Raw genomic sequence first — 22,311 nt, 5'->3', positions numbered from 1 at the left:
ACCTGTCCGATTCTCACGGCGATTTCCCACCCTTGACCGATCCATCCGACCAAACCCCTCCCGAGGACGGGCGCGGGGGCATCGCCCCTATCGCCATCGAGGACGAGCTGAAGCGCAGCTACCTCGACTATGCGATGAGCGTGATCGTCAGCCGCGCGCTGCCCGACGTGCGCGACGGCCTGAAGCCGGTTCACCGCCGCATCCTGTTCTCGATGGGCGAGAACAACCACACGCCCGACCGCAGCTATGTGAAGTCGGCCCGCGTGGTCGGTGACGTGATGGGTAAGTACCACCCGCACGGCGACGTCGCGATCTACGACACCCTGGTGCGGCTGGCGCAACCGTTCTCGATGAGCCTGCTGCTGATCGACGGCCAGGGGAACTTCGGTTCGGTCGACAACGACCCGCCCGCGGCGATGCGCTACACCGAGAGCCGCATGACGCGGGCCGCCATGGCCATCCTGGCGGATCTCGACAAGGACACGGTCGACTTCAAGGACAACTACGACGGTTCCGAGCAGGAGCCGGTCGTCCTGCCCTCGCGCATCCCCAACCTGCTGGTGAACGGCGCCGGCGGCATCGCCGTGGGCATGGCCACCAACATCCCGCCGCACAATCTGGGCGAGGTGGTCGACGCCTGCCTGGCCTATGTGGACAATCCCGACATCGGCCTGGACGAGCTGCTGGACATCGTGCCCGGCCCCGATTTCCCGACCGGCGGCCAGATCATCGGCCGCACGGGCGCGCGCCAGGCGCTGATGACCGGGCGCGGCTCGGTGATCATGCGCGGCGAGGCGACGATCGAGGAGATCCGCAAGGATCGCGAGGCGATCATCATCACCTCGATCCCCTATCAGCTCAACAAGTCGGCCCTGGTCGAGCGGATCGCCGAACTGGTCCGCGAGAAGCGCGTCGAGGGCGTCGCCGACCTGCGCGACGAGAGCGATCGCCAGGGCATGCGCATCGTCATCGAGATGAAGCGCGACGCCTCGCCGGACGTGATCCTGAACCAGCTCTACCGCTTCACGCCGCTCCAGACCTCGTTCGGGGTCAACATGCTGGCCCTGAACCGCGGCCGGCCCCAGCAGATGGGGCTGAGGGAGATGATCTCGGCCTTCGTGGATTTCCGCGAAGAGGTGGTCGTCCGGCGGGTGAAGTTCGAACTGGGCAAGGCGCGGGACCGGGGGCACGTGCTGGTCGGCCTGGCCATCGCCGTGGCCAACATCGACGAGTTCATCCACATCATCCGCTCGTCCAAGGACCCGACCGAGGCGCGCGAGCGGCTGGTCGCCCGCGACTGGCCGGCGGGCGACATGCTGCCGCTGGTGGAGCTGATCGCCGACCCGCGCACGATCGTGGTGGACGGAAGCCGGATCCGGCTGACCGACGAGCAGGCCCGCGCGATCCTGGCGCTGACGCTGTCGCGCCTCACCGGCCTGGGCCGCGACGAGATCTTCGCCGAGGCGGGCGAACTGTCGGGCACGATCCAGGGCCACCTGGAGATCCTGTCCTCGCGCGAGCGGGTGATGGCGATCGTCCGCGAGGAACTGGCGGAGGTGAAGGCCCAGTTCGCCGTGCCACGCCGCAGCCAGATCGTGGACGGCGACGCCGACGTCGAGGACGAGGACCTCATCGCCCGCGAGGACATGGTCATCACCGTGACCCACGGCGGCTATGTGAAGCGCACGCCGCTGGCGATCTACCGGACCCAGCACCGGGGCGGGAAGGGCCGCTCGGGCATGGCGACGAAGGACGAGGACGCCGTGACCCGCGTGTTCTCGGCCAGCACCCACACGCCGATGCTGTTCTTCTCGTCGGGCGGCAAGGCGTTCCAGCTCAAGGTGTGGCGCCTGCCCGTGGGCACGCCCACGTCCCGCGGCAAGGCGTGGGTGAACCTGCTGCCGATCGAGCCCGGCGAGAGCATCACCTCGATCCTGCCGCTGCCCGAGGACGAGGCGACCTGGGGCCAGTACGACGTGATGTTCGCGACCCGGTCGGGGAACGTCCGCCGCAACAAGCTCAGCGACTTCATCGGCATCAAGCGCAACGGCAAGATCGCCATGAAACTGGACGAGGGGGATTCGATCATCGGCGTCGGCGTGTGCAACGCCGAGCAGAACGACATCCTGCTGACCACGGCGCTGGGCCGCTGCATCCGTTTCGCGACCGAGGAGGTCCGCGTGTTCGCCGGACGGGATTCCACGGGCGTGCGCGGTATCCGCCTGGCCGCCGGCGACAGCGTCATCTCGATGGCGATCCTGCGTTCGGTCGACGCGACGCCGGCCGAACGCGCGGCCTATGTGAAGCAGTCCAACGCCAACCGGCGCGCCGCCAGCGGCGAGGTCGAAGAGGTCGAGGACGCCGCGGTCCCGGACGACGACGAAGAGGTGGGAGGCGAAGCCGCCCTCTCGGTCGAGCGCTTCGCCCAGCTCGGCGCCGCCGAGGAGGTGATCCTGACCGTCTCCACCGAAGGCTACGGCAAGCGCTCTTCGGCCTACGAGTTCCGCCGGACCGGCCGCGGCGGTCAGGGGCTCCTGGCCCAGGACCTCTCCAAGAAGGGCGGGCGGCTCGCGGCGTCGTTCCCGGTCGAGGACGGCGACCAGATCCTGCTCGTCACCGACCAGGGCCAACTCATCCGTACGCCGGTCGGCCAGGTGCGCATGGTGGGGCGCAACACCTCGGGCGTGATCATCTTCCGCACCAGCGCCGACGAGCATGTCGTGTCGGTGGAACGGCTGGCGGACACGGGCGAGGACGAAGACGACGAGGAGGGCGGCGACGCGCCGGCGGCCGAGCCCGGCGAGGCCTGAGCCGACATGCGCGTGGTGCGCGTGTCATGAAATCATACGACCCTGGATGTCTCCCGATGTCCGGGGGTCACCTAGGGGAGGGGCGTTTTTCCCTTGCCAGAACCCGCCCTGGACGCGAAAGGGCGAGGAGGTTGTGTTGGGGGACCTCTAGCGCATGACTCGCGTCGGCCTGTATCCGGGCACCTTCGATCCTATCCACAACGGCCACACCGACATCATGGGCCGTGCGGCGAAGCTGGTGGACCGGCTGGTCATCGGGGTCGCGATCAACGCCGGCAAGGGGCCGCTGTTCTCGCTGGAGGAACGGGTGGCCATCGTGGAGGAGGCGGTCGCGCCGCTCCGCAACATGGCCGAGATCGTGGTGCAGCCCTTCGAAGGCCTGACGATGCATTTCGCCCGCGAAATGGGCGCCAGCGTCATCGTCCGCGGCCTGCGCGCCGTGGCGGACTTCGAGTTCGAGTTCCAGATGACGGCCATGAACCAGCAGCTCGACCGCGAGATCGAGACCGTGTTCTTCATGGCGGATCCGCGCCACCAGGCCATCGCCTCGAAGCTGGTCAAGGAGATCGCCATGCTGGGCGGCGAGGTGGGCAAGTTCATCAGTCCCTCGGTCAAGGACCGTCTCCTGGCCAAGGTCGGGCGCGGCTGACGACCGAGCCTTCGCGCAAGCGGAGGCCCCGTCATGGAACCCACGGAAAACGCGGAAGGGCGCGGAATCGCGGCTTCGCCTTCCGCGTGTTTCAGCGTCTTCCACGGTTCTTCAAGTTCGAGAGGCGCCGCGGCGCGGCTCCAGGACTGACGCGCTCTGGCGCTTCTGGCGTCGGGCGGCTACGAGAGGCGCCATGCTTATCCGAACCGTCCTGGCCGCCGCGGGGTTCGCAGCCCTGGCCGCCGCGTCCGCCCAGGCTCAGGGCCAGGCCCAGACTCCGGCGGCCCAGGCCTCCGCCATGCCGGCGCCCACCGCCGCCGACTGGCGCACGCCGAGCCCCGACGACCTCCTGGTGATCGACACCAACAAGGGGCGGATCATCGTCGAACTGGTTCCCGAGACGGCGCCGCTCTACGCCGCGCGCATGCGCGAACTGGCCCGGGCGAAGTTCTTCGACGGCCTGACCTTCTTCCGGGTGATCGACGACTTCATGGCCCAGACCGGCGATCCCGAGAATCGCGGGACGGGCAGCTCGGACAAGCCCGACCTGCCGGCCGAGTTCCAGTTCCGGCGAGGACCGGAGACCCCGTTCGTCCTGGCCGCCGACCAGAGCGTGGCCGAGGTGGGCTTCATCAAGTCGGTTCCCGTGACCACCCAGTCGATGATGCTGGCCCCCATGACCCGCGACGGGAAGGTCTCGGGCCATGCCCTCTACTGTCCAGGCGTCGCGGGCGCCGCGCGCGGGGAGGCCGAGAATTCCGCCAACAGCCAGTTCTTCCTGATGCGGGCGCACTTTCCCCGCCTGGAGCGTCGCTACAGCGCGTGGGGCCGTGTGATCTCGGGCCAGGCGGCGGTCAACGCCATCAAGACCGGCGAGCCGGTGGCCGACCCGCAGGACCGCATGGAGCGGGTGCGGGTTCTGTCCGACATTCCCGAAGCCGAGCGGCCGAAGGTCCGGGTGATCGATCCGGCCGGGCCCTGGTTCAAGGCCGAGATCGCCCGGGCGCGCGCCGCCGGCGGGGCGAACTTCTCGGCCTGCGATATCAACATTCCTGTCGAGGTGAAGTGATGGACGCTGAAAACACCCTGCTGATGGAACTCGAGACCGGGGCCGTCACGATCAAGCTGCGGCCCGACCTGGCGCCCCAGCACGTGGCCCGGATCAAGGAACTGGCGCGCGAAGGTTTCTACGACGGCGTGGTCTTCCACCGCGTCATCTCGGGCTTCATGGCCCAGGGCGGCGATCCGACCGGCTCGGGCATGGGCGGGTCGGACAAGCCGAACCTGCCGGCCGAATTCAGCCGCGAACCGCACGTGCGCGGCGTGTGCTCGATGGCGCGGACGGCGAACCCGAACTCGGCCAACAGCCAGTTCTTCATCTGCTTCGACGACGCCACCTTCCTCGACGGCCAGTACACGGTCTGGGGCGAGGTGACCGAGGGCATGGAGGCCATCGACGCCCTGCCCAAGGGCGAGCCGCCCCGCGCGCCCGGCAAGATCGTGTCGATGAAGGTGGCGGCCGACGCGTAGGCGGCGCCGTCAGCGTCGTTCCGCGCCATCCTGATGCGGCCTCCGCGCAAGCAGGGGTTGCGGGGTCGTGGGCGCCAGCTCCACCACCAGGGGCCGATGGTCGGACCCGAGGCTGGGGCCGCGCCGCAGGCCGACCAGCCGCCAGCCGGGGCCGGCGTAGACATGGTCGATGGGCAGGACCTGCACGGGCCAGGGCAGGGAGCCTAGCCGGGCCGGGAACGACCACGCGGCGCGGTCCAGCCGCCGCAGGCCAAGCGTGCGGTCGGCCCGGCGCAGCGCGAAGGACCAGGGCGTCGTGTTGAAGTCGCCGGCCAGGATCATGCGGTCGCGCGGGCGGGCGGCCACCACCTCGGCGAGATCGGCATGCTGGCCGGGGTAGGTGCGCGCGCTGGGCCAGTCGAAATGGACGGTCACCACCTCGTAGGGGCCGCCAGGGCCGGGGTAGGTGGCGTTGATGAAGGTCAGGTCGCGGGCGGTGGGTTTCGGCCGCGTCATGCCCAGCCGCTTCTCGCGGCTGAAGATCATCACATGCTCCTTGCGCCCGGCCACCTGCCACGTCGTGCGGGCCAGCAGCAGGTCGCGAAGGTCGTGGCGGGCCTCCTGGATCGTGACGATGTCGGGGTCTTCGGCGATCAGCCAGTCGGCCACCGCCCGGATGTCGGCGTTCTTCTTGAAGGCGTTGAACTGGATGATCTTCAGCCGGCCGGCGGAGTCGACGGGCGCGGACGGCGCGAGGGACGGCGGCGCAGGCCGCAGGTACTCGGGGGCCATGAGGGCGGCTGCGCCCGCCAGCGCCACGAGGCCGCCGGCCAGCCCCGCCTTGCGCAGCCGGCCCGCCTTGCGCAGTCGACCCGGCCACAGCCCTCCCAGCACGCCTCCAAGCCCGGCCAGCGCGTAGAGCGGCGCCGCATGCGCCAGGACGTCCAGCGCCCAGCTCGCCCGACCGCCCTGGGCCAGGGCGGCGGCCACGCCGGCGGCGAGACCGAGCCCGGCGAGCATCCCACCCACGACCTGCGCCAGCTTCGCCCTCGGCGTCAATCCGTCCCCCCGCGCTTGACGCGGACCGTCCCGCATGCGCTTCACCTCGCCCTTCATGAAGCTGGCCGACTTCGATTTCCACCTTCCCGACGACCGGATCGCGCTGCGCCCCGCCGATCCGCGGGATTCGGCGCGCCTGCTGGTGGTCGAGCCCGCCCGGCCACTGCGCGACGCGGCGGTCCGCGACCTGCCGGGCGAACTGCGCCCCGGCGACGTGCTGGTGGTCAACGACACCCGCGTCATCCCGGCGCGGCTGAAGGGCGTGCGCCTGCGGGGCGAAAGCCGGGTGGCTGTGGAGGCGACCCTGCACCGCCAGACCGGAACGGCCGCGTGGACGGCCTTCATGCGGCCCGGCAAGCGGCTGGCCGAGGGCGACCGCGTGGTGTTCGGCGAGCCGGGCGATCGCGCGTGCCTGTTGGGATCCCTGGAGGCCACGGTGAGGGGCAAGGGCGACGGCGGCGAGGTCTTCCTGGCCTTCGATCTCGCCGGCCCCGACCTGATGGCCGCGATCGCCGAGCGGGGCGTCATGCCCCTGCCGCCGTACATCGCCGCGAAACGGCCCGAAGACGAGCGCGACCGGGCCGACTACCAGACCGTCTACGCCGAGGCCGACGGGTCGGTGGCCGCGCCGACCGCGGGGCTGCACTTCACGCCCGAACTGCTGGCGCGCCTGAAGGACAGGGGTGTCGGCCTGGAGCGCGTGACGCTGCATGTGGGGGCGGGCACGTTCCTGCCGGTGAAGACCGAGGACCTGGCCGATCACAGGATGCACGCCGAATGGGGCGAGACGCCCGCCGCCGTCGCCGAGCGCCTGAACGCGGCCCGCGACGCGGGGGGGCGGATCGTCTGCGTCGGCACCACCTCGCTGCGCCTCCTGGAGAGCGCGGCGGATGAATCGGGACGCATCCGGCCTTTCTCGGGCGAGACGGCCATCTTCATCACGCCCGGCTACCGGTTCCGCGCAGCCGACGGCCTGATGACCAACTTCCACCTCCCGAAATCGACGTTGTTCATGCTGGTGAGCGCCTTCGCCGGGCTGGAGACGATGCGGGCCGCCTACGCCCACGCCATCGAGACCGGCTATCGCTTCTATTCGTATGGGGACTCCAGCCTGCTCTGGAGGGCCGGCTGATGGCGGGGTTCCCGTTCACGATCCAGGCGACCGACGGCCGGGCGCGCACGGGCGTGCTCTCGACGCCCCGGGGCCAGATCCGCACTCCCGCCTTCATGCCGGTGGGGACCGCGGCGACCGTGAAGGCGCTGACGGTCGACCAGGTGGCGGCCACGGGCGCGGACATCCTGCTGGGCAACACCTACCACCTGATGCTGAGGCCGACGGCCGAGCGGGTGAAGCGGCTGGGCGGGCTGCACCGGTTCATGCGCTGGGACCGGCCGATCCTGACCGATTCCGGCGGCTTCCAGGTGATGTCGCTTTCGAAGATCGCCAAGGTCACCGAGGAGGCCGTCACCTTCCAGAGCCACCTGGACGGCAGCCGGCACGTCCTGTCGCCCGAGCGGTCGATGCAGATCCAGGCCGACCTCCTGGGCTCGGACATCGTCATGCAACTCGACGAACTGGTCGCCCTGCCGGCCACGCCCGAGCGCGCGGCGGAGGCGATGCGGCTCTCGGCGCGATGGGGCCAACGTTCGAAAAATGCGTTCGGCGAACGCGATGCGCAGAACCTGTTCGCCATCCAGCAGGGCGGGCTGGACCCCGCGCTGCGCGGCGAGTCGGCCGAGCGCCTGATCGAGATCGGCTTCGACGGCTCTGCGATCGGCGGGCTGGCGGTGGGCGAGGGGCACCAGGCGATGTGCGAGGCCCTGGACTTCGCCCCCGGCATGCTGCCGGCCGAGCGGCCGCGCTACCTGATGGGAGTGGGCAAGCCCATCGACATCGTGGAGGCGGTCTATCGCGGCGTGGACATGTTCGACTGTGTCCTGCCCACGCGGTCGGGGCGGCACGGTCAGGCGTGGACGTGGGACGGGCCGCTCAACCTGAAGAACGCCCGGTTCGCCGAGGACGAGACGCCGCTGGACCCGGACAGCGACGTGCCGGCCAGCCGCGACTACTCGAAGGCCTACCTGCATCATCTTGTGAAATCGGACGAAATCCTCGGCCAGGTGCTGCTGTCCTGGCACAATCTGGCGTTCTTCCAGGCCTTGATGGCGGCGCTCAGGTCGGCGGTGTCCGAAGGCCGGATCAGCGCCTTCCGGCGTTCGTTTGCGGCGCGGCAGCCGGTTCGGCCCGGGTCGGATAGCGAGGCGTGAGCCCGCCGCTCTTCGAGGACGGCGGCGGCTGAGGGCCGGCGGCGCGGGCCTTGGCCGCGGCCTGGACGTGAGCGGTCCGCACATGGGTCGGCGTGGCGGGCGGGCCGCAGCCGCGAGCCTCGCCCAGCCCTTTCAGATAGGCCCGGCGCGTATGGCCGGCGATGATCGCGGCGGCCACCAGGCGGTCGTGGCTCTCGGCGCCCGTGAGCTTGCGGACCACGCCCCGGAAGGGGATCGCACCGCCCGCGAGGTCGCCGGCCACGCCCAGGGCCGTGGATTTCCCCCGGGAGCCCAGGCCGTCTTCGTCTTCGGGAAGGGTGTCGATGTCCGGCCCCAGGACGTCGTTCAGCGGACGGACGAGGGCGATCAGGGTGGCGCACCGCGTGTTGCGCGGCCGCTCGTATGGATCGTCCAGCGCCTGGAGCAGGATGGGTGGGATATCCACCTTCATGACGTTGAGGTCGCGCAGGGGCGTGGTGACGGCGCCCTCGACGCTGCCCTTCTTCACCTGGTCGGAGGTCTTCATCCGGTCGGCCTCGGACGACGGCGGATCGGGCGGGGCCATCGTGCTTCCGCGTGCGGGTTGCGCCTGAGCGGCCGCCGGCAGGGCCACAGCGGCCATCAGCGCCGCGACGAGGAGCTTGTGAGCGAGGACGCGTGCCATGCGATCACCATACCCCTTGCCGGCGATCTGTTAAGGGCGGACGCGCGAAACCGGCTTCCCCTTTGCGTCATCCGCCTCTAGGTTCCGCGCCGCTTCGCCCGGGCGTCCTGTATTCGGACCCTTGCGTCGCGGGCCGGTAGCTCAGCGGTAGAGCATTCGACTTTTAATCGAATGGTCGTGAGTTCGATCCTCACCCGGCCTACCAACCTGACCCTTTGTGGTTGTGTTGAAATCCGCGATTTCACCCTCGCGGCGGACGTGAACGTCGGACGGCTGGCCGTCTGCGTCCCGGCGAGAACCGCGACCTGTCAACCCATGGTGGAGGCGTCGAGGCTCGGCCTTCCGCTGGGGAACCGTCGGCGCGCGCCGGCGTCGAGAGAATGGACAACGCGGCAAAAGCGGGACAAGGAGGGTCCGTGACGAGGCTCGCCCTGGCGGGCCCCGTGACTTAGCGCGCCGGAGCCTTCGGGCTTAATCGGGAATGCAGTAGGGGGCTTCCTCCGATCTGCAGCTGTCCCTGCAACTGTGAGCGGCGAGCGCGGACGACGCGGCGGGGCCAGACCCCGCCAGCCACTGGGCCGGAACGGCCTGGGAAGGTGTCGGACGACGCTGTGACCCGCGAGCCAGGAAACCGGCCGGTGCGTGTCGCTCGATGTCTCGGGGCAGTGGACTGCCGAGGCGCGGATCTCCGTCTGAGCGACGACGAAGAAGCGGCGGAGGCCGCCTCGACCTGCCGGCGGCGTCTGCAAGGCGTCCATGCCCGCCGGCCGGTCGACTCGTGACGCGTGCGTCCCGGGAGTCCTCCGCGTGTCGTTCTGGACGCCGCACAGAGGGGGCCCGAAAGAGATGGCCAACAAACTATTCCTGAGCGTCAGCGCCGTGGCGCTGCTGGCCGCTGCGCCGGCCTGGACGGCGGAGACGCCGGTCACCGAGCTGATCGTGACCGGAACGCGGGCGACCGGCGGACTCGACGCCGACAAGATCGGTTCGTCCGTGACCGTCATCTCGATGGAGCAGATGATGGACCGGCAGGTCCGTATCGTGTCGGACGTCCTGCGCGACGTGCCCGGCTTCGCGGTCAGTCGGACGGGAGCCGTGGGCGGCCTGACCCAGGTCCGGGTGCGCGGCACGGAAGGCAACCACGTGTTGACCCTGATCGACGGGATCGAGGCGTCGGACCCGTTCTTCGGCGAATTCGACTTCGCGACCCTGCTCGGCGACGACGTGGCGAAGATCGAGATCCTGCGCGGGCCGCAGAGCGCGCTCTACGGGTCGGATGCGATCGCCGGGGTCGTGAACTACATCACCCCCTCGGCCGCCGAGGCCCCCGGCGGGCGGATGCGTGTGGAGTTCGGGTCGCAGGACACCCTGAGCGGATCGGCGCGCTACGCCGCGGTGATCGGGCCGCTGGACCTGGTGGTGAACGCCGGCGTCCATCGCACGGACGGCTACGTCGGCCAGACCCTGCCGGGCGGGACGCGGAAGCTGGGGTCGGAGTTGCAGAGCTTCTCGGCCAAGGCCGCCTATGAGGCCGCCGAGAACCTGAAGCTGCGCGGTGTCGTCCGCTACACCGACACCCACGCCGAGACCAATGCGTCGAGCTTCGGAGTGGGCCAGGTGGACAGCCCCGGGAGCTATTTCGACGCCCGGAGCCTCTACTGGGCCGGCGGCGCCGACCTCGACCTGCTGGACGGGGCCTGGGGCCACAGCCTGACGATCCAGGGCGTCGACGCCGTGCGCAAGGGCTACGCCCGCAACGCGCGGTCGAGCGGGGACGAGGGCGTACGGACCAAGGCCTCCTATGCCACGACCTATCGGATCGAGGCCGGCGGACTGGTCCATCGCCTGACGGGCGCCTTCGACTGGGAGAAGGAGACCTATCAGAACACCTCTCCGCCTGCGTCGGGCGCCGACACGACCCGTCGCTCCATCAAGAACAAGGGCCTCGTCGGGCAGTACGACCTGGAGATCGGCGAGCGTGCGGGCCTGGGCGGGGCCGTCCGCCGCGACGACAACGACTTCTTCGAGAACGCGACGACGTGGAGAGTCCAGGGCTTCCTGCGCCTCAACGACGCGATCCGGCTGCGCGCCGCCGGCGGGACGGGCATCAAGAACCCGTCCCAGACCGAGCTGTTCGGCTACAACGCCACCGGGCCGTTCCCGTTCGTGGGCAACCCGAACCTTAAGCCGGAAAAGGCCAAGGGCTGGGAGGCCGGCGTCGACCTGCGGTTCCGGGACGGACGGGTGAGCCTGGGGGCCACCTATTTCGACCAGACGCTGGAGGACGAGATCTTCTCGGCCTCGCGCGCCACGGCCACGGCGCTGGCGCGGGCGAACTGCCCGATCCCTGCGGTCGGGTTCTCCACGACCTGCAACCGGGCGTTCGACTCGACCCAGAAGGGCGTGGAGCTGTTCGGGACCCTCGCACTCACCGACGCGCTCTCGGTGAGCGGCAGCTACACCCACCTCGACGCCGAGGAGAACGGTCTGGAGGAGATCCGGCGCGCGCCCGACATCGGCAGCGCGAGCGTGACGTGGAAGCCCCTCGACGGCCGCGCGACGCTCAACCTGACGGTCCGCTACAACGGCAAGCAGCTCGACTCGAACTTCTCGGGGATCAACCCGCCGTTCCCGGACTCCCTGCCGAACGTGAGGCCGGGAACCGGCGCGAACGCGGGCCGGGTGGTGCTGCCGTCGTTCACGCTGGTGAACCTGAACGCCAGCTACGACCTCTCCGAGAGCTTCGAGGTGTTCGGCCGCGTCGAGAACCTGACCGACAAGCACTACTACGAGGTCTTCGGCTACCCGACCCAGCCGCGCGCCGTCTACGCCGGCGCCCGTGTGAAGTTCTGAGCATGGGACATGGCCTTCGCCTCGCAGCGATGGCCGCCGCCGCGGCCTTCTTTCCCCACCTGGCCGCGGCGGCCTCTCCTGCGGCCTTCCCTGGGGCCTCTCCTGAGACTAGGCCGCAGCGCATCATGTCGATGAACATGTGCACGGACCTGCTGCTCCTGCAGCTCGTCCCGAAGGCGCGCATCGCGGCCGTGACCTACCTGGCCCACGGCGCGGTCGAGGCGGTCCTCCCCGGCGCCGACGCGGGCGTGCCGATCAACTACGGCACGTCGGAGGACATCCTGCGCTACCGGCCCGACCTGATCCTGGCCGGCGACTTCTCGACGCCGGTGACCCGGAGGCTCGCCAAGCGGGTCGGCGCGCACATCTTCGAGGTGGAAAGCGTCAACGACTTCGAGGGGATCCGCCGCATCGTCCGGCAGGTCGGCGCGGCGGTGGGCGAGCCCGCCCGCGCCGAGGCGATGGTCCGCGACATGGACGCCAAGCTCGCGGGCCTGGCGGCGCGGCCGCCCGCGCGGCGCCTGCGCGTCGTGGCCTGGAGCGGAGGAACCTCGGTGCCGGGGAAGGGCACCCTCTCCAACGCCATCATCGAGGCGGCGGGCGGGGTGAACATCGCCGCCCAGCCGGGCGTGAACTACACCACCTTCGACGTCGAGCAGCTCCTGGCCGCCGATCCCGACGCCCTGCTGTTCGGCGGTGTGCGGTCGGGCAAGCCGTCGCTGCGCAGCGACGAGGGCAAGCACCGTGTGGTGCGCCGCTACTACGGCGACCGGCGGATCTCCTACAACGAGGTCGGCTACACCTGCGGCCTGCCGCAGTCGGCCGAGGCGGCGGTCGAGCTGCGCCGCGCCCTGGACGGGCTGCCGCCGCGCGCATGGAGGCTGAAGTGACGCCGCCCGCCCGCCGCCTGCCGATGGTGGTCGTGAGCCTCGTGGCGCTGCTGCTGGCCGTGGCCGCCTCGCTCTTCCTGGGCCGGGTCAACGTCGCGCCCGAGGTGCTGGTGCAGGGCGTGCTGTCCCCCGACCTCAACCTGGCGAAGCTGGTCGTGCTGGAGCTGCGCCTGCCCCGCGCGGTCCTCGCCATCCTGGTCGGCGCGTCGCTGGGGCTGTCGGGCGCGGTCCTGCAGGGCCTGCTGCGCAATCCGCTGGCCGAGCCCGGCCTGCTCGGCGTCTCCAGCGGCGCGGCGCTGGGGGCGGTGGTCTCGATCTACTTCGGCCTGGCGAAGGTCGCGCCGCTCGCGACGCCGGTGCTCGGCCTCATCGGGGCGGTGGGCGCCGGGGCGATCACCTTCGCCTTCGGCCGCGGCGGCACGCTGGCGCTGATCCTGGCCGGCGCGGCGGTCTCGGGCCTGATGGGCGCCTTCCTGGCCCTGGCGCTCAACTTCGCGCCCAGCCCCTATGCGGCCTACGAGATGAGCATCTGGATGCTGGGGTCGCTGTCCGAGCGAAGCTGGGACCACATCCTGCTGTCGGCGCCCTTCATCGGGGCCGGGGTGATCCTGCTGGCCACCCTGGGCCGGGCCATCGACGCGCTGGCCCTGGGCGAAGCCCAGGCGCAGAGCCTCGGCGTCGACCTGGGCCGGACCCGCATCCTGGCCCTGCTCGGCGTGGGCCTGGCCGCGGGCGCCGCCACCTCGGCCGTCGGCTCCATCGGCTTCATCGGCCTGGTCGCACCGCACCTGGTGCGCCCCTTCGTGGGCTACCATCCCAGCCGCACGCTGCTGCCCTCGGCCCTGTTCGGCGCGGCGCTGCTGCTGGTCGCCGACATCGGGACGCGGGTGATCCCGACCAGTTCCGAGGTGCGGCTCGGGGTGATCACCAGCCTGATCGGGGCGCCGTTCTTCTTCTGGCTGGTCCTGCGCCTGAAGCGGGTGTCGCCGTGAGCCGTCTTACCGCCGCCGGCCTCGTGGTCCGCCGCGGCGGGCGGGACATCGTGCGCGACGTCTCGGCCACGCTGGCCTCGGGCATGTTCGTCGCCCTGGTGGGCGCCAACGGCGCGGGCAAGTCCACGCTGCTGTCGTGCCTGGCCGGCCTGCTGAAGCCCGACGGCGGCGAGGTCACGTTGGACGGCGTCCCCCTCGCGGGCCTCGACCGCCGCGACCTTGCCCGGCGGCGCGCCTACCTGCCGCAGGCGCTGCGGGCGGAATGGCCGATCTCGGTGGAGCGGCTGGTGGCGCTGGGCCTGATCCCGCAACTGCCGGCCTTCGGCGGGCTGCCGGGCGGCTTCGAGCCCCGCCTGACCCGGGCGATCGAGGCGTTCGACCTCGCCGAGCACCGCTTCCAGCCGGCGACCACGCTCTCCGGCGGCGAGCTGGCCCGCGCGATGCTGGCGCGGGCGCTGGTCGGGGACCCCGAGATGGTGCTGGTGGACGAGCCGACCTCGGGCCTCGACCCCCGCCACGCCCTGGACACCGCAGGCCGCCTGCGCCGCCTGGCGACGGAAGGCGGCAAGCTGGTCGTGGCGACCCTGCACGACATGACCCTCGCCGCGCGCCACGCCACCCACCTGATGGCCCTGCGGGACGGCGCCCTGGTGTCGTTCGGCCCGACCGCCGAGACCCTGACGCCCAGCCTGCTCCGCGCCGTCTTCGACGTGGAGGCCTGCGTCTCGGGCGAGGGGCGGGAGGTCTATGTGGACTACACCGGCCCAGCGGCCGCCGGCGGCTAGTGATAGGTCAGGCTCCAGCCCGGGGCCTTCACCCAGCAGTCCTCGTCGCGCACGGCGTCGGTGCGGCGCAGGCGCCTCACGCGCTCGAAGCCGCCTCGCCCGAAGGCCGCGGCGAGGGCGCGCTCCGAGGCCTCGTCCCTCGCCCCTTCGCAGGGGAACACGGCGATGGGGCCGATGACATCCGCCTGGAAGTCGTCCCCGCGACGGGTGATCCGGAACACGGCTCCCGTCGGGCCGCCCGCCGGGACGGCGAAGTTCGCCTCCGTCGTCAGCGGCAGGATCAGACGCCCGCCGTCCCGCAGCCCGTCGAGCCAGGCCGGCGCGGGCCGCGAGGCGCCGGCGTTGACGTAGATCACGTCGGCCGGGGCGAACGCGATGGCCGCGCCGTCGCCGTGCAGGACGCGGGCGCTTGGCAGGCAGCAGAGGTTGGCGGCGGCGCGGGCGGCGAGGCCGGGGTCGAACTCGATCGCCGTGAGCGACCCGCGAGGGCCGGCCATGTGCGCCAGGATCGCCGAATAGTACCCGACGCCCGCCCCCACATGGACCACATGCTCGCCCGGCTTCGGCGCGGCGGCGCCGATCCAGGTCGCGTGCGCGGAGGGCTGGCCATTGTTGAGCTGCCGCGCGGCGACGATCCCCACCAGGACGTCCGCGTAAAGCCACGCCGGATCGGCGTCGGGCGTCGTCCTGTATCCGCCCGGCCAGCGCAGGATCTCCCATGGGCCGGGGCCGAGGTAGTCCTCCCGGCGCACCTCGGCATAGGCGGTCTCCAGGGCCGGGTTCACGCTTCCGCCGAGGAACATCACCTGCCGCGCATAGGCCCGGCGCAGGACAGCGAGCTCGGTCGGGTCGAACATGGCGGCGTGTCCCCTAGCCCTGGCCAAAGGCCTTGCGGATGTGCAGGGCGATCTCGACGAGCTGGCGCGGGCTCGGCAGCGGCCGGTCGTTCGCCACGAGCAGCTCCACGCCGTCGGCCATCGGGATGCGGAAGCAATCGGCCACGTCGAGGTCGCCGTCGTCGGGATCGCCCTCGTCCGGATCGCGAGGGGCCGACGGTTCGCGCCAGTGCCGGCGCATCGCGTCGTACCGCTCCATCGCCCTCAGGCCGATCGTCAGGTCGCCGCGGCGTTCGCGGATGTCCCCCAGCGAGAAGCCCGCATTCTGCAGGGTGCGGGCCTGCTGGAGCTGCGCCAGATGGTGGTCGGTGAAATGCGCGCCCCGGCCTCGCCCCAGCGGCGGGTCGATGAGCTTCTCCTGGACATAGAACCGCACGGTGCGCAGAGGCACGCCCGCGCGGAAGGCGAGCGTCTCAGCCGTGTAGGTTCCCGAGCCGGCCATGGCTCAATATGACAGTTACTGTCAGATTCTCAACTGTTATTTTCCAGGCCGCGCGCCTCTCAGGCGTGGAGGGCCGTCTCCTCGTCGGGTTCGGCGTCGGCGGTCTCGTGGTCGTAGAGCGTCCGCCAGGCCGACACGCTCCTGCGGCCGTGGTTCCGGGCCAGGCGGCGCAGGGTGATCCGCGCCTGGATGCGGCCCCGGCGCGTGTCGGGCCAGGCGAAGGCCTCGGGCGGTTCGCCGGCCGCGACCGCCGCCTCGACGGCGGCGCGGACCCGCCGGTCCTCGGCCAGGGCGTGGTCGCGCAGGATCGTCTCGAACGCCTGGTCGAGGCCGGGGTCGAAGCTGGTGCGCAGCCCCATGGCGTCGCGCCAGGGCGAGCGGGGATGGAGCATCAGCACCGGCTGCAGGCCGGCCGGGATCGGCGCGTTGGCGGCGTGGGTGCGTTCCGCGGCGATGAGCTTGGGCAGGAGGTGGGTGTGCGGCCCGTCCGGGCTCTTGCCGCCCGGCTGCGGAATGGGCGCATAGACCTCGACGCGGGCGAGCGGCGAGGTCACCACCCGATGCGGCTGGGCGGCCAGGACGGTGGTCATGGCGGCGGCGCCGGCGGCGCTGAACAGGGACTGTCCCTCGAGGTCCGTGAGCGCGGCGATCAGCGCCGCATCCCGGGTCCGCGCGCAGAACCGCACATGGCCCCGGCCGACGCCCAGGTCGAAGAGGGTGGCGCTGCGGTCCTCGGGGCGGATGGCGTCGTGGTCGGGCCCCAGCGCGCGCACCGCGCCCTGGTCCATGCACGGCGGAACGGGCAGGCAGAAGGCCACCGCCTGACCCCAGGTCTCGCCGTCGCTGGCGAGGGTGTCGTAGGCCACGACCCGGACGTCGTCCCGCGGCGTCACCCGGAGGGCGGCGCGGGACGTGACCAGCGTACGGGCCCCGCCGACGCGGCGATCTTCGACGGCCTCGTCGGCGTCGCGCATGAATTCGCCGATGGCGCCGAAGGTCCCGACGCTCCAGCCGTGGCGCACGTCGTCCAGCGCCTGGTTGATCAGCGCCTGGTCGATCAGCGAGGTCCCCATCGTTTCCGTCTCCCCAGATGTGTGCGCGACGGACCCCGTCGCGGATCTCGAACCTACGCGCCGGGCGTCGTCGACCGGCGGCTGGCCGCTGCAGCGCGCCCTATCCGCCGGGCGGCGAGCGGGTGATGAAGTGGCCCCTCACGCCCTGTGGCCACCGGCGGTAGGGGACGGCGCCGTCCGCGCTCTCGGCGTAGGCGAGGGCGAACTCCAGGATGTCGGCGGCCTCGCGGCCGTCGGGCGAGAAGCGTCCGGCGACATAGCTGCACTTGCCCGGCGCACGGAGATGGATGTTGCAGTGCTGGGCGCAGGACCAGAGGCATTCGACCTGGGAAACCCGCAGCTCGGCGAAGCGGGAATCGCGCGCCGCGGCCTCGAGCGCCTCGAACAGCCGCTGGCCGCCGCTGACGCCGGCGGGATCGTCCCGCTGGTCCTCGGCGAACCTGCATGTGGAGCAGACGACGATCTCGGCGGCCATCAGAATTCCACCCCGGCCTGGGCCTTGACGCCGCTGCGGAAGGGGTGCTTCACCTGGGTCATCTCGGTGACGAGGTCGGCGATCTCGATCAGTTCGGGCCTGGCGTTGCGGCCGGTGACGACGACGTGGGTGTCCGCGGGCTTTGCGCGCAGGGTCTCCAGCACCTCGTCCAGCGGCAGGTACTCGTAGCGCAGGACGATGTTGAGCTCGTCCAGGATCACCATCTTCCATTCGGGATCGAGGATGCGCGCCTTGGCGGCCTCCCAGGCGGCTCTGGCCTTTTCGATGTCGCGGGCGCGATCCTGGGTGTCCCAGGTGAAGCCTTCGCCCATGGGCCGCAGTTCCACGAGGTCGGGGAAGGCGGCGAAGACGGCGGCTTCGCCGGTCTCCATCGCGCCCTTGATGAACTGGATGATCGAGACCTTCATGCCGTGACCGATCATGCGGCAGGCCATGCCGAGGGCGGCGGTGGTCTTTCCCTTGCCGGGGCCGGTGTGGACGATCACGAGGCCGCGCTCGACGGTCTTGGTCTCCATCATCCGCGAGCGCGCGGCCTGGAGGGTCTTCATCTTCGCGTTGTGCCGGGCGTTGCGTTCGGCCTCGGTCTCGCGGTCTCGGGACTTGGTCATGCGGCCTCGGGAGGGATGAGGGAGTCGAGCGCCGGGGCGGCGCTGTTGGAGCGGGGTGTCCAGAACCCGCGGTGGATGGCTTCGCGCAAACGCCGAGCGATGTCACGCAGCGCGCCGGGATTGGCGTCGGCCAGGAAGGCGCGCACGGCGTCGTCCTCGACGAAGGCGCGGTGAACCAGATCGAAATGGTGCGACCGCACGGCGCCGGTCGTCGCGGCGAAGGCGAAGAGGTAGTCCACGCCGGCGGCGATCTCGGCCGCGCCGCGGTAGTCGTGCCGCATGACGCCGGCGATCCACTTCGGATTGACCAGGCGGCCGCGCAGCACGCGGGCGATCTCCTCGTCGAGGGTGCGGGCGACCGGCCTTTCCGGCCGCGAATGATCGACGTGATAACTGACCGGCGCCGCGCCCCGGAGCGTGGTGATCGCGACCGCCAGCCCGCCCTCGAACTGGGCGTAGTCGTTGCTGTCCAGCAGGTCGTGTTCGCGGTTGTCCTGGTTCTGGACCACGGCGTCCGTGGCCGCCAGGCGCGCGCGCAGGGCGGGTCCTGCCGGGGCGCCCGCCTGACCCGCGCCATAGGCGTAGCCCGACCAGGCGACGTAGGCTTCGGCCAGGTCGTCGCGCGTCCGCCAGAGGCTTTCGTCGATGAGGGTCTGGAGGCCCGTCCCGAAGCCGCCGGGCGCGGCGCCGAACACCCGCGCGCGGGCCGCGTCGCCCAGGCTGACGGCTTCGGCGCGCCAGCGGGCGGCGGCGGGATTGTCGGCGGCGTCCTCGTCGAGGTCCTGGATCGCCCGCGCCGCCGAGGCCAGCAGGTCCACCTGGTCGACGAAGGCGTCCCGGAAGAGGCCCGAGATGCGCACGGTGACATCGATGCGCGGCCGGCCGAGCGCGGCGAGGGGAAGGACCTCGAACCCGGTCACGCGGCCCGTGGCGTTCTCCCAGACGGGCCGGACGCCCATGAGGGCCAGCGCCTGGGCGATGTCGTCGCCCCCCGTCCGCATGTTGGCGGTGCCCCAGGCCGAGAGCGCGATCGCCCGCGGATATTCGCCCGCCCGCTGGAGATGGTCTTCCATCAGCATCTGGGCCGAGGCCCAGCCCAGCCGCCAGGCGGTCGGCGTGGGGACGGCCCGGGTGTCCACCGAGAAGAAATTCCGGCCGGTGGGCAGGACGTCGGGGCGCCCGCGGGTGGGCGCGCCCGACGGGCCGGGCCCGATGAAGCGGCCTGCGAGCCCGGCGAGCAGGCCGGCGCGCTCGTGCGCGCCGCAGGCGTCCACCGCCGGGGCCAGGTCCCGGCCGAGGCCCGCGAGCACGGCGTGGGTCCGGAACCAGCCGTCGCTGGCCCCCCGGCGCCCGGACACCAGCCGCCAGGCCAGCATTTCCAGGCGTTCCACGGTGTCGCCCGTCGTGCGCCAGGGAGCGCCGGACAGGCGGGCGAGGTCCGGCGGGCGCGGGCCGGTCCAGGGGTCCGCGAGGGCGGCGGCGAGGGGATCGAATCCCAGGGCGAGGTCGTCGGCCAGCGCGCGCAGCAGCGAGGCGTCCCCGCCCTCGCCGTGGCGACGCGGCGCGCGGAGAAGGGCGAGAAGCAGGCCGGTCCGCTGACCGCCTTCGGGCGAGCGGCCGAAGACGTGCAGGCCGTCCCTGATCTGGAGTTCCTTCAGCTCGCAGAGGTGGTTGTCCAGCGTCGAGAGCGCGGCGTCCGGGTCGGACGGGTCGAGGCCGCAGTCGACGTCCAGGCCTTCGCGGGCCGCCAGCGCCAGAATCTCCCGGCGCAGCGGCGCCAGCCGTCGCGGGTCGAGCCCCGAGGCGGCGTAGTATTCATCCACCAGCTCCTCGAGTTGTTTCAGGGGGCCGTAGCTTCCGGCGCGCGTCAGGGGCGGGGTCAGGTGGCCCACGATCGCCGCGGCGGTGCGCCGCTTGGCCTGGGAGCCTTCGCCCGGATCGTTGACGATGAACGGATAGAGCTGGGGCGTCGCGCCCAGGATCGCCCGGGGAAAGCAGGCGCCCGACAGGGCCAGCGCCTTGCCCGGAAGCCATTCCAGGGTGCCGTGCTTGCCGGCATGGACCACGGCGTGCGCGCCGAAGCTCCGGCGGAGCCAGGCGTAGAAGGCGAGATAGCCGTGCGGCGGGACCAGCGTCGCGTCATGGTAGGTCGCCTTGGGATCGAGGCCATAGCCCCTGCCGGGCTGGACCCCGACGACCACGCCGCCGAAGCGGTGCGCGGCGATCCGGAAGGCCCCGAGGTCGGGATCGAAGGCGGCGTCGGCCTCCGGCGGGCCCCAGCGCTCGGTCACCGCCCGGACGGTCCCGGCGGGCAGGCGGGCAAGAAACGCCTCGTATTCGGCCAGGGGCAACTGCTCAGAGGGTCGTCGGGACGCGGGCTCGGCGAGCAGGCGCCGCATCAGCGCGCGGCCCGAGGTTGGCGCGCCCCGGACGTCGTACCCTTCGTCCCGCAGGGTCGCGAGCAGGCCGGCGACGCTGGCCGGGGCGTCCAGGCCTACGCCGTTGCCGATCCGGCTGTCGCGGGTGGGGTAGTTGGCGAGCACGAATGCGATCCGCCGTTCCGCGGGCGGCGCACGGCGCAGGCGTGTCCAGGCGGCGGCGAGGTCGCAGGCGAACGCGAGCTGATCGGGATCGGCCACATGCCGGACGATGGCGCACTGGGTGTCCGCATCGAACGCGGCCTCGGCCTTGAAGGCGACGGCGCCGGCGAAGAGGCGGCCGTCGACCTCGGGCAGGGCGACGTTCATGGCGAGGTCGCGGGCGCCCAGGCCCCGGGGGTCGGCGTCCCAGGCCTCCCGGCTGACGCCGGCGAAGGCCAGTTGCAGGACGGGCGCGTCGGACGCGGCGAGCACGCCGCCCCCGGCGTCGCCGGGCGATCCCGTGGCGAAGGCGGTGGTGTTCAGCACCACGTCCGGGGGCGCCTCGGCGAAGGCGCGCGCCAGGACATCGGCGGCGAAGGCGTCCTTCAGGCTGGCCACGAAGACGGGCAGGGGATTGAGCCCGCGATCCTGCAACGCCGCGACCGCTGCGTCGATCGCCTCGGTCGCGCCCGCGGCGAGGTAGGCCCGGTAGAAGACCAATGCCGCCACCGCCGCGCCCGGCGTCCAGGCGGCCCGCAGGTCGTCGAGGCCCGGCGTCTCCCGGCCAGGCCAGTAGAGTCCCGCGCGCAGCAAGGGACGCGGTTCGGACCACGCGGCCGGGCCGCCGATGAGGGCATGGGCGTAGCGCAGGAAGTCGTCGGCGTTGTCGGGACCGCCTTCGCGCAGATAGGCCGTCAACCGCCGCCGGGCCGCCGGGGGCAGGGTGGAAAGCAGGCGCGAGTCGGCGTCGTCGCCGTCGTCCAGGAGAGCGGCGAACGCCACGCCCGCGGATCGGCAGGCGGCGGCGACCTCGTCGAGACCGTAGGGCCAGTAGCCGCGGCCACCCAGCAGCCGCACGACCACCAGCCGGGCCTCGCGGATCACCCGGTCGACATAGAGGTCCACCGACAGCGGATGGCGCAGGACCAGCGGGCTGGCGAGCCGGAGCGTCGGCGCGCCGGCCGGCCGCCGGGCGGCGGCCGCGGCGAGCGCCGCGAGGTCGGTGTCGTTGGCCGAGAGGACGACGATGTCGCCGGGCATCTGGCCCAGGTTCACCGCCTCCGTCCCGTCGAGCACCGCACCCGGCTGGATCGCCAGAAGGTGCATCAGCCCAGGGAAGCCCGCAGGCCCGGAGTCAGGGCGGCCTGGTCCAGGCCCTTCTCGCCGATGACGACGAGCCTGGATTCGCGGGCTTCGCCCTCGCGCCAGGGACGGTCGAAGTAGGTCTGGATGCGGGGTCCGACGGCCTGGACGACGAGGCGCGCGGGCTTGCCGGCCACCGCCACCACGCCCTTCAGCCGCAGGATGTCGTGCGCCTCGATCAGGGGCAGGAGAGCTGCGGCGAGCGCCTCCGGCGAGCTGGCTTCCGCGCCGGCGACGACGAAGCTGTCGAAGTCGTCGTGGTCGTGGCCCTCGGCCATGCCGTCGTGATGCGAAGGGCGGCTGTCGAGGTCGTCCTCGGCCGCCACGCCCAGGCCCAGCAGGGCGGCCGGCGGCACGTCGCCGCGGGTGGCGTGGATCACCTTGGCGCCGGGCCGCAGGTGCTCGCGCACGGCCGCCTCGACGGCGGCGCGACCGGTCTCGGGCACGAGGTCCATCTTGTTGAGGATCACGAGGTCCGCGCAGGCGATCTGTTCCTCGAAAAGCTCCTCCAGCGGGGTTTCATGGTCGAGCGTCGGGTCCTCGGCGCGGGCGGCGGCGACGGCGGCCTCGTCGGCGGCGAAGCGGCCGCGGGGGG

The 22,311-nt window shown here is 71.8% G+C and carries 19 protein-coding genes, 1 tRNA gene and 1 riboswitch; of the genes, 11 read left to right on the top strand and 9 right to left on the bottom strand.

From position 1 onward, the window contains the following. Nucleotides 1–32 precede the first annotated feature (32 nt). The 4 genes from gyrA (at nucleotide 33) to WG212_RS21490 (ending at nucleotide 4,989) form a co-directional block, all read left to right on the top strand. On the top strand, nucleotides 33–2,810 hold the full coding sequence (gyrA, locus tag WG212_RS21505; RefSeq protein WP_337189163.1) for a DNA gyrase subunit A: 2,778 nt from the start codon (nucleotides 33–35) through the stop codon (nucleotides 2,808–2,810). Between the two features lie 154 nt (nucleotides 2,811–2,964). Then, complete coding sequence (coaD, locus tag WG212_RS21500) at nucleotides 2,965–3,459, top strand: pantetheine-phosphate adenylyltransferase (protein ID WP_337189162.1); 495 nt, start codon at nucleotides 2,965–2,967, stop codon at nucleotides 3,457–3,459. A 193-nt stretch (nucleotides 3,460–3,652) separates the two neighbouring features. Continuing rightward, nucleotides 3,653–4,528, top strand: coding sequence for a peptidylprolyl isomerase (locus tag WG212_RS21495; RefSeq protein ID WP_337189161.1), 876 nt, complete (start codon nucleotides 3,653–3,655; stop codon nucleotides 4,526–4,528). Then, nucleotides 4,528–4,989, top strand: coding sequence for a peptidylprolyl isomerase (locus WG212_RS21490; RefSeq protein ID WP_337189160.1), 462 nt, complete (start codon nucleotides 4,528–4,530; stop codon nucleotides 4,987–4,989). Before WG212_RS21495 ends, WG212_RS21490 begins: the two co-directional genes overlap by 1 nt. Before the next feature lie 9 nt (nucleotides 4,990–4,998). On the opposite strand, the gene WG212_RS21485 is transcribed toward WG212_RS21490, so the two are convergent. Continuing rightward, on the bottom strand, nucleotides 4,999–6,027 hold the full coding sequence (locus tag WG212_RS21485; RefSeq protein ID WP_337189159.1) for an endonuclease/exonuclease/phosphatase family protein: 1,029 nt from the start codon (nucleotides 6,025–6,027) through the stop codon (nucleotides 4,999–5,001). A 55-nt stretch (nucleotides 6,028–6,082) separates the two neighbouring features. Between WG212_RS21485 and queA the strand changes: the two genes are divergently transcribed. Beyond that, nucleotides 6,083–7,159 (top strand): tRNA preQ1(34) S-adenosylmethionine ribosyltransferase-isomerase QueA, encoded by a 1,077-nt coding sequence (gene queA / locus WG212_RS21480; protein ID WP_337189174.1) that lies wholly within the window; start codon nucleotides 6,083–6,085, stop codon nucleotides 7,157–7,159. Then, on the top strand, nucleotides 7,159–8,295 hold the full coding sequence (gene tgt, locus WG212_RS21475) for a tRNA guanosine(34) transglycosylase Tgt (RefSeq protein WP_337189158.1): 1,137 nt from the start codon (nucleotides 7,159–7,161) through the stop codon (nucleotides 8,293–8,295). Before queA ends, tgt begins: the two co-directional genes overlap by 1 nt. Here tgt and WG212_RS21470 read toward each other — a convergent pair. Then, nucleotides 8,228–8,959, bottom strand: coding sequence for a hypothetical protein (locus WG212_RS21470; RefSeq protein ID WP_337189157.1), 732 nt, complete (start codon nucleotides 8,957–8,959; stop codon nucleotides 8,228–8,230). The two genes, tgt and WG212_RS21470, sit on opposite strands and share 68 nt — an antisense overlap. Before the next feature lie 130 nt (nucleotides 8,960–9,089). Here WG212_RS21470 and WG212_RS21465 point away from each other — a divergent pair. From WG212_RS21465 to WG212_RS21445, 5 genes are all read left to right on the top strand, one after another. Then, nucleotides 9,090–9,164, top strand: a tRNA-Lys gene (locus tag WG212_RS21465). A gap of 235 nt (nucleotides 9,165–9,399) precedes the next feature. Next, a riboswitch (cobalamin riboswitch) is annotated at nucleotides 9,400–9,614 on the top strand. Nucleotides 9,615–9,805: 191 nt separating this feature from the next. Continuing rightward, the gene (locus WG212_RS21460; RefSeq protein WP_337189156.1) at nucleotides 9,806–11,812 is read left to right on the top strand and encodes a TonB-dependent receptor; all 2,007 of its coding nucleotides are present in this window, start codon (nucleotides 9,806–9,808) and stop codon (nucleotides 11,810–11,812) included. A gap of 125 nt (nucleotides 11,813–11,937) precedes the next feature. Further along, nucleotides 11,938–12,702 carry an ABC transporter substrate-binding protein gene (locus tag WG212_RS21455; protein ID WP_337189155.1) on the top strand — a complete coding sequence of 255 codons (765 nt, stop codon included), beginning with the start codon at nucleotides 11,938–11,940 and terminating at the stop codon, nucleotides 12,700–12,702. Next, on the top strand, nucleotides 12,699–13,694 hold the full coding sequence (locus WG212_RS21450) for an iron ABC transporter permease (RefSeq protein ID WP_337189154.1): 996 nt from the start codon (nucleotides 12,699–12,701) through the stop codon (nucleotides 13,692–13,694). Before WG212_RS21455 ends, WG212_RS21450 begins: the two co-directional genes overlap by 4 nt. Then, on the top strand, nucleotides 13,691–14,479 hold the full coding sequence (locus tag WG212_RS21445) for an ABC transporter ATP-binding protein (protein ID WP_337189153.1): 789 nt from the start codon (nucleotides 13,691–13,693) through the stop codon (nucleotides 14,477–14,479). The genes WG212_RS21450 and WG212_RS21445 overlap by 4 nt, the downstream gene beginning before the upstream one ends. Here WG212_RS21445 and WG212_RS21440 read toward each other — a convergent pair. The 7 genes from WG212_RS21440 to WG212_RS21410 all read right to left on the bottom strand — a co-directional run. Then, nucleotides 14,476–15,336, bottom strand: coding sequence for a hypothetical protein (locus WG212_RS21440; RefSeq protein ID WP_337189152.1), 861 nt, complete (start codon nucleotides 15,334–15,336; stop codon nucleotides 14,476–14,478). The genes WG212_RS21445 and WG212_RS21440 overlap by 4 nt on opposite strands. A gap of 13 nt (nucleotides 15,337–15,349) precedes the next feature. After that, complete coding sequence (locus WG212_RS21435; protein WP_337189151.1) at nucleotides 15,350–15,817, bottom strand: MerR family transcriptional regulator; 468 nt, start codon at nucleotides 15,815–15,817, stop codon at nucleotides 15,350–15,352. 59 nt (nucleotides 15,818–15,876) lie between these two features. Then, complete coding sequence (locus tag WG212_RS21430) at nucleotides 15,877–16,890, bottom strand: hypothetical protein (RefSeq protein WP_337189150.1); 1,014 nt, start codon at nucleotides 16,888–16,890, stop codon at nucleotides 15,877–15,879. A gap of 100 nt (nucleotides 16,891–16,990) precedes the next feature. Further along, nucleotides 16,991–17,365: a DUF1636 domain-containing protein gene (locus tag WG212_RS21425; RefSeq protein WP_337189149.1), complete on the bottom strand. Its 375-nt coding sequence runs from the start codon at nucleotides 17,363–17,365 to the stop codon at nucleotides 16,991–16,993. Further along, complete coding sequence (gene cobO, locus WG212_RS21420) at nucleotides 17,365–17,994, bottom strand: cob(I)yrinic acid a,c-diamide adenosyltransferase (RefSeq protein ID WP_293374215.1); 630 nt, start codon at nucleotides 17,992–17,994, stop codon at nucleotides 17,365–17,367. The genes WG212_RS21425 and cobO overlap by 1 nt, the downstream gene beginning before the upstream one ends. Beyond that, a complete protein-coding gene (gene cobN, locus WG212_RS21415; RefSeq protein WP_337189148.1) occupies nucleotides 17,991–21,680 on the bottom strand; it encodes a cobaltochelatase subunit CobN in 3,690 nt (1,229 codons plus the stop codon). The genes cobO and cobN overlap by 4 nt, the downstream gene beginning before the upstream one ends. After that, nucleotides 21,680–22,311: GTP-binding protein (locus WG212_RS21410; RefSeq protein ID WP_337189147.1), on the bottom strand; the 632-nt coding region annotated here is incomplete at its 5' end. The genes WG212_RS21410 and cobN, both read right to left, overlap by 1 nt.

The sequence above is a fragment of the Phenylobacterium sp. genome (assembly GCF_037189685.1).
In the GTDB taxonomy this organism is placed as follows: Bacteria; Pseudomonadota; Alphaproteobacteria; order Caulobacterales; family Caulobacteraceae; genus Phenylobacterium.
This window is presented reverse-complemented; position numbering and strand designations above follow the sequence as displayed.